The sequence below is a fragment of the Flavobacterium sp. AK-345 genome (assembly GCF_058310175.1).
The window spans coordinates 151065-171857 of record NZ_JBZEER010000003.1; the positions used below are offsets into that span (position 1 = coordinate 151065).

Genomic DNA, 20793 nt, shown 5'->3' on the forward strand with positions numbered 1-20793 from the left:
TCAGTAATATAATCTTTAAAAAATGTATTTTATAAGACATTTTACTTAAATAATAACCAAATATAAGTATTAAAACCTAAAACAATAAATTTGTTCAGTAAAAAATACTGAAACAAAAATGAAAACAAATAATTTAGGTTACCCACGAATTGGCAGCAACAGAGAACTGAAAAAAGCCAGCGAATTGTATTGGGCAGGAAAAATTTCGGTTGACGAACTTATTGATGCCGGAAAAGAAATTCGTCTTAACAACTGGAAATTACAATCCGAAGCCGGAGTAGATTTAATTCCGTCAAATGATTTTTCTTTTTACGATCAGGTGCTTGATTTAACGTTGGCTTTGGGTGCCATTCCGGAGCGTTATCATAAATTTGCCAAAACCAACTCTTCTATCGATTTGTATTTTGCAATGGCAAGAGGCGCGCAAAAAAACGGACAAGATGTCGTGGCGATGGAAATGACAAAATGGTTCGATACCAATTACCATTATATTGTTCCTGAATTTACAAAAAACCAAAAATTTGAATTGTTTTCAGAAAAAATAATTAATGAATTTAAAGAAGCAAAAGATTTAGGAATTGCTACAAAACCAGTTTTAATTGGGCCAATTTCTTATTTACTTTTAGGAAAAGAAAAAGAAGAAGGTTTTCACCGAATTGATCTTATCGATAAATTGCTTCCGGTTTACTTTGAAATTTTCGAAAAATTACAAGCCGAAAATGTAGCATATATTCAGCTTGACGAACCTTTCTTAGCTTTAAATTTAACGGATAAAGAAAGAAACACTTTTACAGAAGTTTATAATGAAATCAATATTCGTTTTCCAAAAATAAAAATCATTCTGGCAAACTATTTTGATTGTTTTGGCGAAAACCTGGCTACTGCATTGGCTTTGCCTGTTGACACTTTTCATTTAGATTTAGTACGCTGTCCGCTTCAACTAAATGATATTTTAGAATCAGGAAAATTAAACACTACTGTAAATCTTTCATTAGGGGTTGTTGACGGGAGAAATATCTGGAAAAATGATTTCAAAAAATCGTTGGAATTAATCAAAAAAGCTACTGATGCTTTGGGAGAAAACAGAATCTTGGTTGCTCCATCTTGTTCTTTAATTCACAGTCCGTGTGATTTAGACTTAGAAACAAATGATGCAACACTTACGCCTGAAATCAAACAATGGCTTGCTTTTGCCAAACAAAAAATCAATGAAATTGTATTATTAAAACAATTTGCTTCAAACGAAGTGAATACTGAGAATTTTGAAGATTTTAAACAAAATACAACTGCGAATGAAAATCGTAAAACTTCAAAATTAATCCACAATAATGAAGTTAAATCTCGTGTAGCCAACATTACCGATTCTGACGATAAACGTAACAGTACATTTGCAACGAGAAGAAAAAGTCAGATTGAAGCTTTGAATCTGCCATTATTTCCTACAACAACTATTGGATCTTTCCCTCAAACGGCGGAAGTAAGAAGCTGGAGAGCGAAATTTAAAAAAGGCGAATTAACCGTTGAACAATACAATGATTTAATCGAAAAAGAAACCGAAGCTACCATTCGTTTTCAGGAAGAAACAGGTATTGATGTTTTGGTTCATGGAGAATTTGAGCGTAATGATATGGTGGAATATTTTGGAGAACAATTGGCAGGATTTACCTTTACTAAAAATGGATGGGTACAAAGTTACGGAAGCCGCTGCGTGAAACCTCCTGTTATTTATGGTGATGTTTCGAGACCAAACCCAATGACAGTAAAATGGTCGAAATATGCACAATCCCTAACTCCAAAATGGGTAAAAGGAATGCTTACAGGACCTGTAACGATTTTGCAATGGTCGTTTGTTCGTAACGATCAGCCACGTTCTGAAACTTGTACGCAAATTGCATTAGCGATTCGTGATGAAGTGGTTGACCTGGAAAAAGCCGGAATCAAAATTATTCAAATTGATGAACCTGCTATTCGCGAAGGATTGCCATTGCGAAAAGAAGAATGGGCAAATTATCTTGATTGGGCTGTAAAAGCGTTTAGAATTTCGGCAAGTGGAGTAAAAGACGACACGCAAATTCATACGCATATGTGTTACAGCGAATTTAACGATATTATCCAAAATATTGCTGACATGGATGCCGATGTTATTACAATCGAATGTTCACGTTCGCAAATGGAACTTTTAGATGCTTTTGCCAACTTTAAATATCCTAACGAAATTGGACCTGGAGTTTATGATATTCACTCGCCACGTGTTCCTTCGAGTCAGGAAATGGTAAAATTACTAGAAAAAGCTTCGGCTGTAATCCCTGTAGATCAATTATGGGTAAATCCGGATTGTGGTTTAAAAACACGTCATTGGGATGAAACCAAAAAAGCTTTAATCGAAATGGTTGCCGCTGCTCAGGAAATGAGAGCTGCCGTTGAAAGTCCGGTTAATTAATACTTTTTATTTTAATATATTTTTGTTTTTTAATGTCAACAAAGTGAAGTCGGAAATCTGTAGTTATGATTTTTTTGGCTTCACTTGGTTGGCATTTTTGTTTTTAAAAATAAAATGAGTTAAAGTGAATTTTGAAGCAGAAATTTATGGTTTTAAAACACCTTATGTCCCGCTATCCGCTATATCTTTTATGTCCGCCGCTGCGGCCACAAAAGGATATCGCTTCTATCGGGGCTAAATGAGAATTTTTAGTTTTTAAAAGACTTCACGTAAAAAGCAAAAAGCATCCGCCTACGCGGATGCTTTCTTCAAAATTGAATATGATTTATATATTAAAAGTTTTTAGAAACTCCGATACTAACTGTTTTTCCAAAATTGAAATAGAATTTACTAACATCAGTATCACTAGTATCAAAACTTAATGTTTCGTATCCTAAACCACCAATGCTAAAATTTAATCCAAAGCCTTTTTTCATATTGATAAAAAGTGCTGGTGTTATTCCTGCGTAAAGTCCATCTGCTTTACTTTCTGAAGTAAGCGATCCGTTAATATAATCTTTATTTTTCTGATTTTGGAAACCAGCCCCTAAATCGGCAAATACTGAAAATGTTTCACTCAACGGAACCGAATAACGCACAAATGCGCCTACTTTGAAAGCATTAAATTTCGATTCTGATTCTCCAATACTATTTAAAGAAAATGTTGATTTTGAAGAAGACAAGGCAAATTCAACACCGGCTGTCCAATTATCGTGAAACTGATAACCCACTTTTGGAGAAAAACCAAATGAATTTGATTTTCTCTCCTCGCCTTGATTATCAATTTTTTCAGAAGCAAATCCGATGTTTCCACCAACTAAGATTGTTCCCTTTTGAGCATTTGCAAAGCTAACCATAGCCAATGCAAGAATAAGTAGCATTTTTTTCATATGTGATATTTGTTAAGATTTCACATAGCATAAACAACAAAAATACCAGCATTTACCCTTAATCAATTTGGTAACAATTAATTAAAACATAAACACATAATAACGTTAAAACAAAAAAGCATCCGCCACGGCGGATGCTTTCATTTAATATAATCTTAAGATTAGAAGTTTTTAGAAACTCCAATATTAAATGTTTTACCAAAATTAAAATCGAAGTTTTTGTATTCTGGTCCGTTGTTTTCGTAGTTTATTGTACCGTAGTTTAATCCACCAATGTTAAAGTTTAAACCAAAACCTTTTTTCATATCGATAAAAAGAGCTGGTGTTACACCAACATACATACCGTCACCTTTAGCAGTTGAAGTAAGTGGTCCAGCATAAGTTTTGTCTTTTTCTGCCTGATAACCTAACCCTAATTCTGCAAAGAATGAGAAAGTTGGATTTAATGGCATTGTGTAACGTAAAAATGCACCTAATTTAGTAGTATTAAATCTATCTTCGTTAACCCCTTGTTTTGTTTTAGAAGAACCAAAAGAAGCCTCACCCCCTACAGTCCAACTTTCGTGAAATTGGTAACCTACTTTTGGAGAAAAATCAAATTCATTGTTTTTTACTTCGTTGTTACCAAGAGTTCTGGTTTCTGAAGAATAACCAATACTACCACCAACTAAGATTGTTCCTTTTTGTGCATTTGCAAAGCTAACTACAGCTAATGCAACAATAACTAACATTTTTTTCATTTTGTTTTTGTTTTAAAAAATTTAATAACGCTTTAACAATAACGATGCCGCAACAATTAAACATTAAGATTTTTTTATGAGTTCTTAAAAAGACAAAAATGTAGTAAACGAGCGTATTTCTGTTTACTTTTGTAGCAAATAAATACTCATGTCGATAGAAGTAAACAACATATCAAAAAGTTACGGAACGCAAAAAGCTCTTAACGAAATTTCATTTAAAATTGAGAAAGGAGAAATCGTAGGATTCTTAGGACCAAACGGCGCAGGAAAATCTACGTTAATGAAAATTTTGACTACTTATTTACTTGCCGATAGTGGCTCGGCCCTTGTAAATGGTCATGATGTCATGACAAACACAAAGGCAGTCCAGCTTTCTATTGGGTATTTACCAGAGCACAATCCGTTGTATTTGGATTTGTATGTTCGTGAGTATTTGGCTTTTAATGCGGATGTTTATCATGTTGCCAAATCAAGAATTGAAGAAGTAATTCAACTGACAGGACTGACACCGGAAAGCCATAAAAAAATAAGTCAGCTCTCTAAAGGATACCGCCAGCGTGTGGGACTTGCGAATGCTTTACTGCACAATCCGGATGTATTAATTCTGGATGAACCAACTACAGGTCTGGATCCGAATCAGTTAATGGAAATACGAAATGTAATTAAAAATGTCGGGAAAGATAAAACAGTTTTTTTATCAACTCATATTATGCAGGAAGTAGAAGCTATTTGCGATCGTGTCATTATTATTGACAAAGGACAAATTGTGGCTGATAAAAAATTAGATCATTTAATTTCTGAAAATAAAGAACAAGTGATCGAGGTAGAATTTGATTATCAGATTCAGGAACAGCTTTTAGCAAAACTTGAAAATATCATCTCATATAGAAACATTCATGATATGACCTGGGAATTAACTTTTGTTGCAGAAAAAGATATGCGTCCGGCTATTTTTGATTTTGCCAACGAAAACGGTTTGAAAACATTACAATTAAATCAAAAAAATAAAAATCTTGAAGCTGTTTTTAGAGAGATAACAAAATAGGTTTCAATTTAAAGTTTCAATTACAGAAAAGCTCGTTTTATAAACGGGCTTTTTTGTTTGTCTATTTTTCAATAGAATTCAATTATTTATTTTTCTTACTTTCTTTCTAACTTTAAGTTTTCGAAGTTTAAAAAATGGCTCATTCCCAGTGTTTTGGTATTTTCTTGAAAAATTTATAATTATTTTTATTTAGACTTGATATAAATAGTGTTATATTTGAAAAATAAAACTCCCAAAAACATTCAAAATGTTATCCCTATACTCCTCCTTCAAAAACTACTTCCTTCGATTAATCAATCGTATTTTGCATTTTCGAAAAGTTCTTTCAGAAAAACTCGAACGCATTGTTTTACCATAAAAACATTCTAAACTAATTTAAATCCCAATTCAAATGAGAGTTGAAAATCTCTCTTAAATTAAATATTCCCGTAATATGAAAAATATTATAACCTCTCTTATGCTTGCTTTTTCTGTCTACAGTTATTCACAAACAGAAAAAGAAACCGACAGTATTGTTGAAAGCTCTATAAATGCGCTTGACGAAATTGTTATTGTAAAAAAGAAGGTTCTTTATACTCAAAAATCAGACAGAATGGTTTTTAATGTTGAAAACAGTATTGTTTCTGAAGGCGGAACGGCATTAGACGTTTTAAGCCGAGCTCCGGGTGTTGTGGTTTCTCAGGATGGCGAATTATCAATTCGTGGGCAACAAGGCGTTGGTGTAATGATAAATGGCAAATTAACTCAGCTTTCTCAAAAGGAACTGGCTAATTATTTAAAATCGACAACCTCATCAAATATCAAACAAATTGAAGTTATTACCAATCCTTCATCAAAATATGATGCAACCGGAAAAGCCGGAATTATCAATATTATTCTAAAAAAACCAAGCAATTCCGGCCTAAAGGGAACTGCTTTTACAAGTTATGGAAGAGGTAAAAAAAACAGAACAAATTCAGGAATAAATTTAAGCTATAACAAAGACAAATTTGGTGTTTACGGAAACTACAGCTACACCTTTAGAGGAGAAGAAGAACGTAAAAAATATGATCAGATTCAATATGCTGATAATACCAGACAAGAAATTGTAACCAAAAATTATCAGAACGCAACGACTGACGAACCCTTGACTTCAAACAATTTTAAAATTGGAACGACTTATGAAATTTCGCCTAAAACTAATTTAGAAGCTTATGTTGATGCTAAAATTGGCCGTTATGAAAATATTGCCAACGGAAGAAATACGTTATTGAATGCGCAAGATCAATTACAATTTGATGCTTTGACTTATAATGATAGTAAAGAAAAATGGAATGATTATACTTATGCTTTTTCCGGAGCTCATAAATTTAATACTGAAGGAAGAAATATGACTTTTGATTTTGAATACGAGACATCTAAATTTAGATCGAATCAGTTTCAGAGTGCCCAAAATACAGATCAGTCAAGCTCAACTGTTATTAATGACAGAAGAGGTTTTATTCCTTCGCAATTGAAAGTTTTTACAGCAAAAGTTGATTTTACAAATCCCCTAAAAGAAAAGGAAAGCATTGAATGGGGATTTAAAGCAGGTTTGAAAAACAATGATAATCCATCGGTTTATGAATATAACGAAAATAATCAATGGACAATAGATGCAAATTCGACCAATCATTTTGAATATAAGGAACAGATTTATGCGGCATATGCAAACTATAAATATCAAATGGAAAAACTCAATATTCAGGGTGGATTAAGAACGGAATATACAGCTATTAATATTCTACAAAAAACGTTGAATGAAGAGCATAAAGATGATTACCTGAAATGGTTTCCGAGTGTTTCAATGAAATATGAATTTAATGAACGTAATTCTGTACATGCATCGTATAGCAAAAGAATTAACAGACCAAGCCAATTTGATTTAAATCCGTTCCGTTTTTATGATGATTCTTTTAATTATTCGCAGGGAAATCCAAATTTAGTTCCCGAAATTACTCATGCAGCAGAAATTGGATATGCATGGAAAAGCACTTTTATGGCTTCGGTGTATTTTAGCAAAACAAAAGATGTTTTTACAGAAGTGTATGTCTACAATCCTGCAACCAATACAACAGTAACTTCTCAAATTAATGTTGATAAATCATATAATTATGGTGTAAATATTACCAACACAAATGAAATATACAAATGGTGGTCACTCAATACACTTTTTAATGTTTTTGAAAATAAATTTATGGGAAACACTGTAAATACAGATAAAATCGACCCAATAATTACTTTTAACTTAAGCGCACAAAATGCCTTCACAATTTCTGAAACATGGAAAGCTGAAGCAAATGCACAATATCAATCGAAATCAAATTTAGGTATTTATGAAAGAGCTGATTTTTTTGATTTCAGCATCGGAATTTCGAAACAAATTTTGGCAAATAAAGGAAATATCAAACTGAATTTTACTGATATTTTCAACACTAATAATTTTGATATTAAATCTGTCATCGGACAAACAGGAATTAATAAACAATACGAACTTGATAACCGTATTACTACAATTGCTTTTACATATCGAATATAAGCCCGTAACTATAATTCTTTGTTTTTTTGTTTTTTTTTGTGTTAGTAAAGAGCCTGTTTGTAGTTAGCAGGCTCTTTTTGTATATAATACATCATCAAAAACTTATTTACTTTAATCTAAGAAGGAAAAAAGCCTTTTGAAAATCGTTAATGTATTTTCAAAAGGCTTTTCTATTCTCATTCAAACCAATACGTTTGAAATAAGTGCTAAGATTTTACTGTTGGTTTCTGTTTCTTCTTTCTTCCTAACCAAATATAAAAACCTGTGAGAGGTAGACTGGCACAAATTAAACTGGCTGTAAAATAAATTATTTTAGTTGTTAATCCGCCAATTGCACCAACATGAAGACTATAATTAGAACGGCTCATCCAATCATGGAATTTTTCGTCGTCAATGTATTTTCTTGAATTCGGAAGCAGTTCTAATGTTTTTGGATCAAAATACAAATCTCTCCAATTTCCGTTATGCATATCTGTACAGGCATAAAAATCATCCTTTGGCTCATCAGGAAAATGAATAATAACGGCTTCTTTATTTTCTTTTGCGATTTCTTTTCGAACTTTATTCCAGATAAAATCTGCGGCTGTTAGTTTATCTAATTGTGGTGTAGCTAATGCATCTTTTTTGACTGAAAGAATTTGTTCTTTTTTCTCTTTTTCATTTGCCCAGCCACCGGTAATCCAATAAGTACTTTCTCTTACCCAATGAAAAGTCATAATCAATCCGGTTAATGAAATAAGCAAAGCCAAAATGAGTGTATAAAAACCCATTACGTTATGCAAATCATAATTCAAACGTTTAAACTTAGCATTCGATTTAATTTTAAAACTGCTATTTATCGTGGTTTTATTCCATTTTTTTGGAAACCAAAGAATAAGTCCGCTGATAAGCAAAAAAAAGAAAATAAAGGTTGCCCATGATGTTATGGCAGTTCCTATTTCTTTCCCTAGCCATAAATAGCGGTGCCCTTCATCTATTTCATGGAAAAAATCTTCATGATCAACCATTCCGGTTATCTTACCATTATAAGGATTTACGTAAATCAACGAATCTGATTCAACATCAACTTTTATTGTTTTATCTAAACCATTGTACCATAAGCCATGAATTTCCTTTTCCGGCAAAGATTTCCTGACCAAAGCATAGATTTGAGAAGGGGGCAAAACTTTCTCCGGACTTTGAGCTTCTACATTTAACCAAGGCGAAGTCAATCCTTTTATTTCATGCTCAAAAACCAAAATACAGCCTGTAACTCCCATTATTACAACTACAATTCCAGAAGCAAGTCCGAGCCATAAATGCAGCCAGGCATTTATTTTACTGAAGCGTGATTTGGGTTTGGGTTTCGATGTTTTTTTAGTGATAATAGACATTATAGAATTCTTTTATTCATCAATATGAGAAATCGTTATTATTGAAAAAACCATATAATCAATACCACTAAAGCATTGATTATATGGTTTTTTTTATAGAAAAATTAGATTTTATTTTTCTTATTGCTTTTTTAATTTTGTAATTGCTGGCAAATTAACACCTCCAGTAATAAGAGCCCCTTTTACAGCAGCACCAGTATTAACATCAATTTGATAAACGCGTCCTTCATCGTTTGTTACAAAACTTTTGTAAGTTTTTCCATTTTCTGTAAAAGCACTACCAAAACCATAGTAATTATCTCCTGCGTGGTCAGGTAATCCTGTAACTGGTGTAATAGCTTTTGAGCTAAGATCCAGAATAGCAGATTTAAATTTAAATGTACCGTAATTTAAGAAACTCCAGTTTCCTTGATCCGCATCAATATCTGCTGGCATATAATTGATTAATACTTTTTCTCCTCCAACTGGATAAGCTGACAAAACTTTTCCTTTAAGAGTACTTGCTTCGATATCGAAGAAATAAGTAGTATCAAATTCTGATTGTCCCTTTTTTATTCTAAGAATTCCTGAATGAGAAGCTGTAGCAGCATAACCTGCAGTACGTGAATTTGAAGAGAATGTATAAATATCTCCTGATTCTGTTTGAACCATTCCTGTATTAGTATAATATTGACCAATAGCTGTTGTACGAGTATCTGTAATAGTTTTTACATATTTTAATGAAGGGTATTCATAAACTTTTACAACTGCGTTTTCATTGTAAAGTTTCCAGGCAGCATCACGCTCAAAAGTTGATACAAATACTCTATTACCTGATACGTTTACACTTGTAGGCCATAAAAAATGTCCATTTGATATAGCAAAATCATCATATACACGATTTGTAATACTTGCAGTAGCTGGATCATATAAAATCAATTCATTTTGTGTTGAACTAGCATCCCAAGGAGAGTTAATCAAAATTAATTTATCATCATCTGTGGTACCATAAGCATAAGTATCTCCTGTGAAAACATTTTTGCTTTTTGCTAAAATACCATCAGAATTAAGATAGTACCCAACAGATCCTTCATTTTCACCAGTAAGAGCAAAAAATGTATTAGCAACTGGTACACCAGCACTTGCCGCTTGTTCGATTCCTTTTCCAACCATGTTTATTTCTCCACTCAAAAGTTCGTCTGTTGACTCAAACTGCCAAATGTATGTATCAAAATCAGTTGTTTGGTACGCAAGTACATAACTTACGTCAGCAGGGTTTTCTACTGGTGCTGCGTCATCACTGCTACATGAAAATGTAACCGCTGACAGTACAAATAAAGCTAAAAGTGTTTTAGTTCTAGTTATCATTGTTTTAAAATTTTAGAATTATTAATTAGTTTATAAAATATCTGAATTTAACAGTAAATGACCTCCCTGGTTTTTGTATCATAAAATAGTCATATACTTTTGCATTTGTAATATTGTTGCATTCTAAACCTACATTATACTTCCCTTTTCCAAAAACATAAGCGGTAGCAATACTTTGAGTAAATTGTTCCGGTATTGTTCTTCTGGTACTTGGGTCGCCATTTTTTGTTGATTTCAAATAGTATTCACCTACGTAATTTGCAAATAAATTAACGCTTAGGTTATCGTCAGAAGTTCTAATATTTTTAAAATTGAACCCCAAATTGGCATTACCGTAAAAGATTGGAACATTCTCAATTTGACTGCCTTTATAATCGTTCTTGATATTTGTCCATGGCGGATCAAAATTACCTTCGTTAATTGTTTTTTGCTGCGTTGCATTTACTTCAAAGGTTAACCAGTTTTTGTATCCATAGTGTAATGAACCATCAAAACCTGTAACTCTCACATCTGCCAAATTTGAATAAATAGCCAAAGCTCCCTCTGGTTTACTTCGTATAAAGTTCTTTGCATTTCTGTAAATGAAATTTCCTTGAAAGCCAAATGAATGTACAGAATAAGATTTCTTGTAACTAAATCCTGCATTAAAATTATCACTCTCCTCAGGAACTAATTCTATTGCAGGTAAGATAGTAATACCATCTCCTAACATTTCTTCAGCGGTTGGGAGACGAAAAGCATGTTCATAAGATGCTTTTAATTGTATTTCACTAGTCAGAAAATAAGCTAATGCTGTTCCATAGCCCCAATCATCAAAAGAATTATTATAGACAACATATTGCTTTTCATCTGCGTAATCATCTACGACATCAATCATTCTGCTTTTTAAAAAGTACTTTTTGCCAAATGCTATAAAAGATAATTTTCTATCAAACGCAGCCAGATTATAAGATAAGCCTAAAATATTTTTATCCAAAGTAGGCGAACCAGGCTTAGGTGCGTCTGCCCTAAATTGTTCTTCTTCTTTACGTTTCAAATTATTAACAGAATAATTAAAAGCAAAATATTGTATATCATTCAAGTCATATTTGAAATTAGTGTTGGCTTGAAAGGAATTATCATCAAAAACATAAATAGTTTTTTCACGGGAGATCTCTCCGCTATTACTTAATACATTGTAAGTACGGCTTCCATCCCATTTATACCTGTAAGAAGAAGTATCCACAGAACGGCTATTAACCATATTATATGAAGCAATAAAATTTACAGACAAATTCTTAGTAAAAAGACTGTCTTTCTTATATTTAAGAGTAGGAACAAAAGCTTTACTGTCTTTAAAAGCATCACCAACAACATTTTGCATAGTTGCTCCGGTTTGTATTTCCTTTTTGTTAGCAGACATCATCATCCCCAAAACAAGATAATCAGCATATTTCTTATCTTTTACTCCAATTTCTCCAATAATTGCTCCTGATTTGTAACCATCATGAAAATGTTTGTAGGCTTGTACAGGACCAAAATTTCCATTCTTATCGGCTACACTAACATCTACTTTGTAGCTGTTGTCTGAATAATTACCAAAAGCATTTATATTAGCAACAAGGCCTTTTTTACCACTAAAGCGAGTATTAACAGCTAACTTGTGTGTATTAAAAGAGCCAAAACTGTATGATGCATCAACATAACGCTTTACCGATTGATTTGTAACTATGTTTACAGCACCTCCTAGAGCATCACTTCCTAATTCTACTGGTACAACACCTTTATAAACCTCAATGCGTTCTGCCAAATTAACCGGAATATTATTTAGGGTAAATGAAGATCCATAACTATCAATTGGAATACCATCCATGAAAAACTTAACCTGATTTCCTGAAAATCCATTCAATGAAAAGTTAAAATCAGATCCCATTCCTCCGGTCTCTCTAACACGAACTCCCGTTGTTCTGTTTAGAACCTGATTTAAATCAGCAGAAGTATTATGAATCATTTTTAAATCGACAGCTGTAATATTAAAAGGTTGCTCTCGAACTCGTTCTACTTTAGATTTCCCTGTAACCTGAACCTCATCCAAAGCTGCCATATCTTCTTCTATACTAATGCTTGGTGCAGTTTGATTAGATTGCAGATTAATTTTTGTTTGTTTTGATTTGTATCCAACATAGGTAACGGATAAAACATAATTGCCCGGTTCGGCACTTAGTTCATATTCCCCTTTTTCATTTGTTAATGTTGAATAAGCTGTTCCTTTTAATGCTACAGAAACACCTTCAGCAGGCTGACCACTATCTGTTAAAATGACGCCGGTTAAATTTACTTTACTACTTTGCGAAAAACCCTGAATTGAAGCCAGCAAAACCAGCATCAAGATTAACAATCTTTTTATTTGCATTATTTAAAATTTGAATGACAGTTAAAATTTGGCACAAAATTAACTTCTCCAATGGGTTTTTCCAAATTATATTTAATTATTCTAAATAAGGATTGTAATTAACTTTTAAACTGTTTTTTCTCAAAAAAAAAGACTCAATTATTAAGATTAACTTAATTTAGTCTTAATAATTGCTTAAAAAATAATCAAAAGGGTTAAAAAAAGATAAAAACATTTTATTAAAAAACTTACAAAAATTCACAAAAAAAGTCCTGTTTATGGATAAACAGGACTTTTAATAAATACTTATGATTTTGTTATATTTCTAAAAAAACGGCTTTCATTTCTTCAATTACGGTTTTAATGTCATTTTCTGTAGTTCGCCAATTTACAAATGAAGCTCTGATTCCTTTTCTGTTGCGATAAACCGTGGGTGTCATAAAAACCTTGCCGCGATCATTAAGTTCAGTCAGAAATGGAGAAACTTTTTCCTGATTGTGATCTCCTTTTAAAGTAAAACAAACATTATTAAGACGAATTGGCGCCAATAGTTCAAAATTTTCATCTTCGATAAGCTGATTCCCAAAATGCAAAGCCATTGAAGCACTGTTTTCTACAATATCACAAAACCCTTCCTTTCCGTACGCCAATAATGAAAACCAAACCGGCAAAGCTCTTAAACGTCTTGAATTTTCAGGCAATACATTCAGATAATTAAAATTCTCCAACGGATTTCCTAAATAAGGCGCATTCGAATTTTGAAATGTTTCTATTTGTAAACTTGTATGTTCTTTTTTAACCAAATAAAAAGCACTTTCATAAGGAACATTCAACCATTTATGGCAATCAATTGTAATACTGTCTGCTCCTTCCCAGCCTTCAACCAAGTGTTTAAATTTATCTGAAACTGCGGCAAACCCACCAAAAGCGGCATCAATATGCCACCAGAAATTGTATTTTTCTTTTAGTTTTGAAATGGCCAGAAAATCGTCAAAATCGGCCGTATTAACCGTTCCTGCACTTGAAATTAGTATAAAAGGTTTTCCGTTTAAGCTTTCAATATTTTTTTCTAAATCAACAATATCAATAGCTTCACGATTGCCTTCAATTGTTTTAATTGTCGTGTAATTATTACTTCCAATTCCTAACATTGCCAATGATTTTATTGACGAAGAATGTGGTGTTGCAGTCAAAATAGTAATTGGTTCTGAAATTCCGTTTTTGGCAAAATCTTTCCCAAATTGTTTCCCAAACCATTGTCTCGCAACTCCCAAACTGGTGAAATTTGACATCGTGGCTCCAGTTACAAATCCGCCTAAAAAAGAATCAGGTAACTCAAATAATTGCAATAATAAATTGATAGTTTCAAATTCAATTAATGCCGAAGCACCGCCTTGTGCTTTTATGGCCTGCGTATTTTGGTCATAAACTGTAGCCAGCCAATCGCCCACAATAGAAGCCGGTGTTGATCCTCCGGTAACAAAACCCCAATACCGTGGCCCCGGAGAAGCAACCATCAAAGGAGCCAATCGTTCATTAAATTCTTTCAGCGCACTCAAAGAGCCTAAGCCTAATTCGTTTAATTCTCTGGTATAATCAATTGAGTTTTTATTAGAAGTTGGAATATTTTCCAGATCATTTAAGAAATCTATTCCTTGTTTTTTTGCTTTTTCTAAAATATTTTCGAAATCGTTTAAATCGTGTTGTAATACTGAATTCATTATTTTATTTTGAAATCGTTATAAATAATAATTTTTTACCATTTGGTTTTTTCGGAGAACCGCGAAATCATCATCGAACAAATTAAATCGCCATTAACATTTAATAAAGTAGCAATTGGATCTACTAAAGTTCCTAAAATCATAGCTACAGGCAACGCTTGCTCCATTGGCAATCCGTAAACAGTAATTGCTAAGACTTCTCCAATATATCCGCCATTCGGGATTCCGCCTTCTACAATAGAAACAATTACAGTAATTCCTAAGGCTAAAAGTATGGTTGAAGGTTCGGTAAAATCTTTTCCAAACATGGCAAAAAGAACTGTTATTTTTAAGATAGATGACATACTGGAACCATCTTTATGCAAAGGCGCACCAAGTGGAATAACTAAGTTTTTTACATGATTTGGAATATTCATTCTTTCTGCCGCTTCGAGATTTGCGGGAATTGTAGCAATACTGCTGCAAGTTCCTACAGCTGTTAAAGCAGGCGTAATATTGTTACTCCAAAATACTTTAAATGCTCTTTTACCTCCTGCAACAAAAGCATACAAACTAAAAAACACAAAGAAATAGAATATACAAGCACCATAATAAATCCCTAACGGTTTGGCATAAACACCAAATAATTGCGGTCCGAAAACGCCAACCTGATAAGCAAAATAAGCGCCCAAACCTATTGGTGCCAATTTCATAATCATATTCAGTAATTGTTTCATAACTTCATTTCCTGAATCCAGAAAACTTCTGAAACTGCTTCCTTTTTCTCCGGATTGCAAACTGGCGAATCCAATTAAAAACGAAAAAATAATAAGCGCCAGCATACTTTTTCTTGACAATAATTCGAAGAAATCATTTACCGTAAGTAATTGTGCAATTTGTTCGCCAATACTTACCGACTCAATATTTTCAATAGGAACTTTAGAAATTATAATATTTTGGTGGATAGGAAAAACATAAACTGCTGCAATCATAACTATTGCCGAAATTAGAACTGTGGCTAAAAATACAGCAATCATAATAATGAAAAGCTTTCCTAACTTTTCTGTTCTTTCTAAATTAGCAATAGAAGAAGCAATCGTGAAAAATATTAACGGAATAATTGCAGTAAAAAGTAAGTTTAAAAAGATATCGCCAAGCGGTTTTATAACCATGACATCTTTACCAAAAAAAAGGCCTAAAATACTTCCCAGAATAATACCTCCAAGAAGCAACAGAATACTACTGTAACTTTTGAGAAAATTGATTTTTTTAACTTCCATAATTATAAAAAGTATTTAGAATTCAGAAATAGAAACTTGCAATAAAAAAATCAATTAAAGTACTCAAAAAAAGAGTTCGAAAATTATTATTCTAACTTTTTGTTATTTTTCTAAAACCAATGTAGTAAATGCTCTGTCAACCAATTCTCCTGTTTTACTTTTTACTTTCTCTGTTTGAGTTTCTGTATAAACAATTTTAAAAGGTGTTTTCTTTATTAATTGCTGTGCTTTTTCGGTGCTGTAGAGTTCAAATTCAAATTGAGTAAAGGGAAGTTTCTTCATGAAGTCTTCTTCAGCAAATGTTAGGCAGAAATTTCCATTTGGTCTCAGAACCCTGTAAATTTCCAGAAGTAATTTTTCTGGTTCCTGCCAAAAATAAATAGTATTTACAGTAAATATTTTATCGAAAGAATCCTCTTCAAACGGAATTGTATTTCCATCATAAAGCGAAAAGAAAGCCTGCTTTTGAGAGACAAAATTCCTGTTTATCTGACGTGCTTCCTGAAACATTAATTCAGACATTTCTAGTCCGCAATATTTTAAGTTTTCTGCTTGTTCTAATAAAAATTCTACATGTCCCGCATTTCCGTGGCCTAATTCCAGAATTTTATTTTCTTTGGATATATTTAGATTTTGAATTGAATGGCGTGTCATATTGATGTTGGTTTCATTCATCATGTTCGCCATTTCAATTCCTTTTTCTCCCTTTGGATGTTTTAGTTGAGAAGCTATCGCTTGTAATTCTTCTTTTTCCATAATGTTTAAATTTAAAAAATTCCAAACTTTAACTCCCAAATTCCAAGCTAGCAATATCTTTGTCAAAGTTTTGAACTTTGATAAAGATTACAGCATTGTATTTAAATATTAAAAAATCTGACTCGCGATTTGGCGAATATTCTCAGATTTTCCCATTGAATAATAATGTAAAACAGGAACTCCGGCAGCTTTTAATTCTAACGATTGCTGAATTGCCCACTCGATTCCTACTTGTTTTATTTCTGCATTGTTTTTGCATTTATCAACAGCATCGATTAAATCTTCCGGTAAATCAATTCTGAAAATCTGGGGTAAAATTTGTAAATGTCTTTGAACAGCAATTGGTTTAATTCCCGGAATAATAGGAATTGTGATCCCCATTTCTCTCGCTTTTTCTACAAAAGTAAAATATTTAGCATTGTCAAAAAACATCTGCGTCACCACATAATCTGCTCCTGCATCTACTTTTTCTTTCAGTCTTTTTAAATCTGATTGTAACGAAGGAGATTCTAAATGTTTCTCAGGATATCCTGCAACTCCAATACAAAAATCAGCTTTATTGTCGGCATCCATAACTTCATGCAGATATTTTCCGCAATTTAAATCGTTGATTTGTCTTACCAAATCAATAGCAAAACTATTACCACCAACTTTTGGCACAAAAGATTGTTCATCTTTCATGGCATCCCCACGAAGTGCCATTACATTGTTGATTCCTAAATACTGACAATCAACCAACATGTATTCTGTTTCTTCCTGTGTAAATCCGCCACAAAGCAAGTGCGGTACAGTATCTACATTGTATTTATGTTTTATAGAAGCGCAAATTCCAAGCGTTCCCGGACGCATACGAGTCAATTTTTTATCTAAAAGTCCGTTGCCTTTATCAATATAAATGTATTCTTCACGTGAAGTTGTTACATCAATAAATGGCGGTTTAAACTCCATCAACGGATCGATATTATCGTATAATTCCTGAATGCTTTTCCCCTTTTGAGGCGGAATAAGTTCAAATGAGAATAATGTATTTCCTTTGGCGTTTTCTATATGTTCTGTTACTTTCATTCTTGTTTTTTGTTTCAAGTTTTTTAAGTTTCAAGTTTCAAGTTACGTGCGAACCTGAAACCTGAAACTTGAAACTTTTTCTTAATCTGCTATATTAGGGTTTAACCATTTCATTGCGTAATCTGTTGGCACGCTACGTCGTTTGGCGTAATCAACCACCTGATCTTCTTTTATTTTTCCGAGTCCGAAATACCTGCTTTTCGGGTTTCCGAAATAATATCCTGAAACAGAGGAAGCCGGCCACATCGCCATGCTTTCCGTTAACGTAACTCCAATTTCTTCGGCTACATTTAAGAGTTTCCAAATCGTTGGTTTTTCCAGGTGATCAGGACAAGCCGGATATCCTGGCGCCGGACGAATTCCTTTATAATTTTCTTTAATTAATTCTTCGTTTGTTAAAGATTCTTCTCTATCATAACCCCAGAAATCTTTACGAACTTTTTCGTGAAGATATTCGGCAAAAGCCTCAGCAAAACGGTCTGCAAGCGCTTTAACCATAATCGAATTATAATCATCCAAATCTTTCTCAAATTCCGCGGCCCATTCATCTACACCAAAACCGGTTGTCACACAAAAAGCTCCCATATAATCCTCTATTCCGCTTTCTTTTGGCAGAATAAAATCAGACAATGCAATATTCGGTGCGCCTTTTGTTTTTTGTGATTGCTGACGAAGCGTTAAGAATTTCTCTAAAAATTTTCCGTTTTCATCACGCAATTCGATATCGTCATCATCAACCTGATTCGCAGGAAAAATTCCGTAAATACCTTTTGCTTGTAGTTTTTTCTCAGCCAAAATCACTTTAAGCATCGCCTTAGCATCTGCAAAAAGAGAAGTTGCTTCTTTACCCACAACCTCATCCGTTAAAATCGCAGGATATTTTCCGTGCAATTCCCAAGTTTGAAAAAACGGCGTCCAGTCGATATACGGAACCAAAACATCTAGTTCAACCTCGACGGTTTGTTTTCCAATAAATTTTGGTTTTGTCGGCGTGTATTCACTCCAATCTAATTGCATTTTATTTTTACGGGCATCTTCAATACTCAAGAAGTTTTTATCTCTTGAACGATTTAAAAACGTTTCTCTAAACGAATCGTATTCTGCACGAATATCGCTTGCATATATTTTTCGGTTATGATCTAACAGGTTTCCTGCAACTGTCACGGCGCGCGAAGCATCGTTTACGTGAATTACAGTTTCTCTATATTGCGGAGCGATTTTCACGGCAGTATGCGCACGCGAAGTGGTAGCTCCACCAATCATAATCGGGATTTTAATATCTTGTTTGTCAAGTTCTTTGGCCAGATAGACCATTTCGTCAAGCGAAGGTGTAATTAATCCGCTTAAACCAATAATGTCAACATTATGTTCAATCGCGGCCGCAATAATTTTTTCCGGAGGCACCATAACACCAAGATCTACAATCTCATAATTGTTACAAGCCAAAACTACCGAAACAATGTTTTTACCAATATCGTGAACGTCACCTTTTACGGTTGCCATCAATATTTTCCCGTTTCCTTGTTTGTCTCCGGCTTGTTTACTAGCTTCAATATAGGGCAATAAATATGCAACCGCTTTTTTCATTACACGTGCCGATTTTACTACCTGAGGCAAGAACATTTTTCCGCTTCCGAATAAATCTCCTACGACATTCATTCCCGTCATCAAATTGATTTCGATAACTTCAATTGGTTTTGTTGCAGCCAAACGGGCTTCTTCAACATCTTCTTCAATAAAAGCATCAACTCCTTTAACCAATGAATGCGTAATTCTTTCCTGAACCGTTCCTAAACGCCATTCCTGAATCGCTTTTTCATCACTTTTTACTTCGCCTTTTACGTTCTCCGCAAAATCTAAAAGTCGTTCTGTCGCGTCATCGCGTCTATTTAAAATTACGTCTTCAACGTGCTCTAACAAATCTTTCGGAATATCATCGTAAATCGAAAGCATCTCCGGATTCACGATTCCCATCGTCATTCCGTTCTTGATCGCGTGGTATAAAAACACCGAATGCATCGCTTCACGAACGTGATCGTTTCCTCTAAAAGAGAACGAAACGTTACTTACTCCACCACTAATATGTGCGTGTGGCAAGTTATCACGAACCCATTTTGTACCTCTAAAAAAGTCCAAAGCATTCAGGCGATGTTCTTCCATTCCGGTTGCAACGGGAAAAATGTTTAAATCGAAAATAATATCCTGTGGAGGAAAACCAACTTTGTTAACCAAAATATCATACGAACGCTGGCAGATTTCGACTCTTCGATCAAAATTATCGGCCTGACCTACTTCGTCAAAAGCCATAATAATCGCAGCCGCTCCGTAACGTTTGATTAATTTGGCATGATGAATAAAGGCTTCTTCACCTTCTTTCAATGAAATGGAATTTACAACACTTTTTCCTTGTACTACTTTTAGACCCGCTTCGATGATTTCCCATTTCGAACTGTCGATCATAATCGGCACTCTCGAAATATCCGGTTCTGATGCAATTAAATTCAAAAATTTAGTCATTGCCTGAACACCATCAAGCATTCCTTCATCCATATTAATATCGATGATTTGTGCTCCACCTTCTACTTGTTGTCTTGCAATATCAAGCGCCTCGTCATATTTCTCTTCCTTGATCAAGCGAAGGAATTTTCGTGAACCGGTTACATTCGTACGTTCCCCAACGTTTACAAAAACACTTTCGGGCGTAATAATTAACGGTTCTAATCCTGCTAATACAAGGTCTCTTCTTTTTTCTGCCATTTCTTTTTAAGTTACTAAGGTCCTAAGATGCTTAGGTTCTAAGTTTTTTATTCTTTGTTTTCTTTCCTGCAAGGTTTTCGAAACCTTGTAGGTATATTTCGTTTTTTAATAATCTTATTTTGGGCGTGTCCCTCCGGGTCAGGCTATTCGTTTCTAGTCCTCACACTTCCTTCGTCAGGCTGTGGGCTATCCACTTCTATCCCTCACGCAAACTTGGTTTCATAAGATATTTATGTTTTTTCACGTTTTCAATAATCGTTTTCAAATCTTTGAACCTATATATGTCGTTCCTACGGAACTTTTGTTGTGAATCTTTATCATTTTCAACGGAATAAATTCCGTTGCTACCAATATTTCGTTCCTCCGGAACTTTTATTTCTTCGGCTTACTTGTCTTTGCGAGGAACGAAGCAATCTCATCCCGATATTCCACA

The 20793-nt window shown here is 33.7% G+C and carries 13 protein-coding genes; 3 read left to right on the top strand and 10 right to left on the bottom strand.

Annotated elements, in window-relative coordinates; translation table 11 throughout:
• Window positions 1–118: 118 nt before the first annotated feature.
• On the top strand, window positions 119–2440 hold the full coding sequence (gene metE / locus AC4FQ3_RS07605; protein ID WP_491181467.1) for a 5-methyltetrahydropteroyltriglutamate--homocysteine S-methyltransferase: 2322 nt from the start codon (window positions 119–121) through the stop codon (window positions 2438–2440).
• Between the two features lie 332 nt (window positions 2441–2772).
• Here metE and AC4FQ3_RS07610 read toward each other — a convergent pair whose 3' ends face one another.
• Window positions 2773–3369 carry an outer membrane beta-barrel protein gene (locus tag AC4FQ3_RS07610; RefSeq protein WP_491181468.1) on the bottom strand — a complete coding sequence of 199 codons (597 nt, stop codon included), beginning with the start codon at window positions 3367–3369 and terminating at the stop codon, window positions 2773–2775.
• A gap of 161 nt (window positions 3370–3530) precedes the next feature.
• Entirely contained in the window at window positions 3531–4109 is a 579-nt protein-coding gene (locus AC4FQ3_RS07615; RefSeq protein ID WP_042566177.1) for an outer membrane beta-barrel protein, read from the bottom strand.
• 148 nt (window positions 4110–4257) lie between these two features.
• On the opposite strand from AC4FQ3_RS07615, the gene gldA reads away from it, so the two are divergent.
• Both gldA and AC4FQ3_RS07625 read left to right on the top strand, forming a co-directional pair.
• Window positions 4258–5154: a gliding motility-associated ABC transporter ATP-binding subunit GldA gene (gene gldA / locus AC4FQ3_RS07620; RefSeq protein WP_463462339.1), complete on the top strand. Its 897-nt coding sequence runs from the start codon at window positions 4258–4260 to the stop codon at window positions 5152–5154.
• Between the two features lie 433 nt (window positions 5155–5587).
• Complete coding sequence (locus AC4FQ3_RS07625) at window positions 5588–7711, top strand: TonB-dependent receptor domain-containing protein (protein ID WP_491181469.1); 2124 nt, start codon at window positions 5588–5590, stop codon at window positions 7709–7711.
• Between the two features lie 206 nt (window positions 7712–7917).
• Here the strand turns inward: AC4FQ3_RS07625 and AC4FQ3_RS07630 are convergent, their stop codons facing one another.
• The 8 genes from AC4FQ3_RS07630 to metH all read right to left on the bottom strand — a co-directional run bounded on the left by AC4FQ3_RS07630 (window position 7918) and on the right by metH (window position 20360).
• A complete protein-coding gene (locus AC4FQ3_RS07630) occupies window positions 7918–9084 on the bottom strand; it encodes a PepSY-associated TM helix domain-containing protein (RefSeq protein WP_491181470.1) in 1167 nt (388 codons plus the stop codon).
• A 120-nt stretch (window positions 9085–9204) separates the two neighbouring features.
• Complete coding sequence (locus AC4FQ3_RS07635) at window positions 9205–10431, bottom strand: DUF4374 domain-containing protein (RefSeq protein WP_491181471.1); 1227 nt, start codon at window positions 10429–10431, stop codon at window positions 9205–9207.
• Window positions 10432–10456: 25 nt separating this feature from the next.
• A complete protein-coding gene (locus tag AC4FQ3_RS07640; RefSeq protein ID WP_491181472.1) occupies window positions 10457–12823 on the bottom strand; it encodes a TonB-dependent receptor in 2367 nt (788 codons plus the stop codon).
• A gap of 296 nt (window positions 12824–13119) precedes the next feature.
• The gene (locus AC4FQ3_RS07645; protein WP_491181473.1) at window positions 13120–14523 is read right to left on the bottom strand and encodes a pyridoxal phosphate-dependent decarboxylase family protein; all 1404 of its coding nucleotides are present in this window, start codon (window positions 14521–14523) and stop codon (window positions 13120–13122) included.
• A gap of 35 nt (window positions 14524–14558) precedes the next feature.
• Window positions 14559–15782, bottom strand: coding sequence for a dicarboxylate/amino acid:cation symporter (locus AC4FQ3_RS07650; RefSeq protein ID WP_491181474.1), 1224 nt, complete (start codon window positions 15780–15782; stop codon window positions 14559–14561).
• A gap of 102 nt (window positions 15783–15884) precedes the next feature.
• On the bottom strand, window positions 15885–16538 hold the full coding sequence (locus AC4FQ3_RS07655) for a class I SAM-dependent methyltransferase (RefSeq protein WP_491181475.1): 654 nt from the start codon (window positions 16536–16538) through the stop codon (window positions 15885–15887).
• 108 nt (window positions 16539–16646) lie between these two features.
• Entirely contained in the window at window positions 16647–17603 is a 957-nt protein-coding gene (gene metF, locus AC4FQ3_RS07660; RefSeq protein ID WP_073394913.1) for a methylenetetrahydrofolate reductase [NAD(P)H], read from the bottom strand.
• Window positions 17604–17684: 81 nt separating this feature from the next.
• On the bottom strand, window positions 17685–20360 hold the full coding sequence (metH, locus tag AC4FQ3_RS07665) for a methionine synthase (protein WP_491181476.1): 2676 nt from the start codon (window positions 20358–20360) through the stop codon (window positions 17685–17687).
• Window positions 20361–20793: the final 433 nt, after the last annotated feature.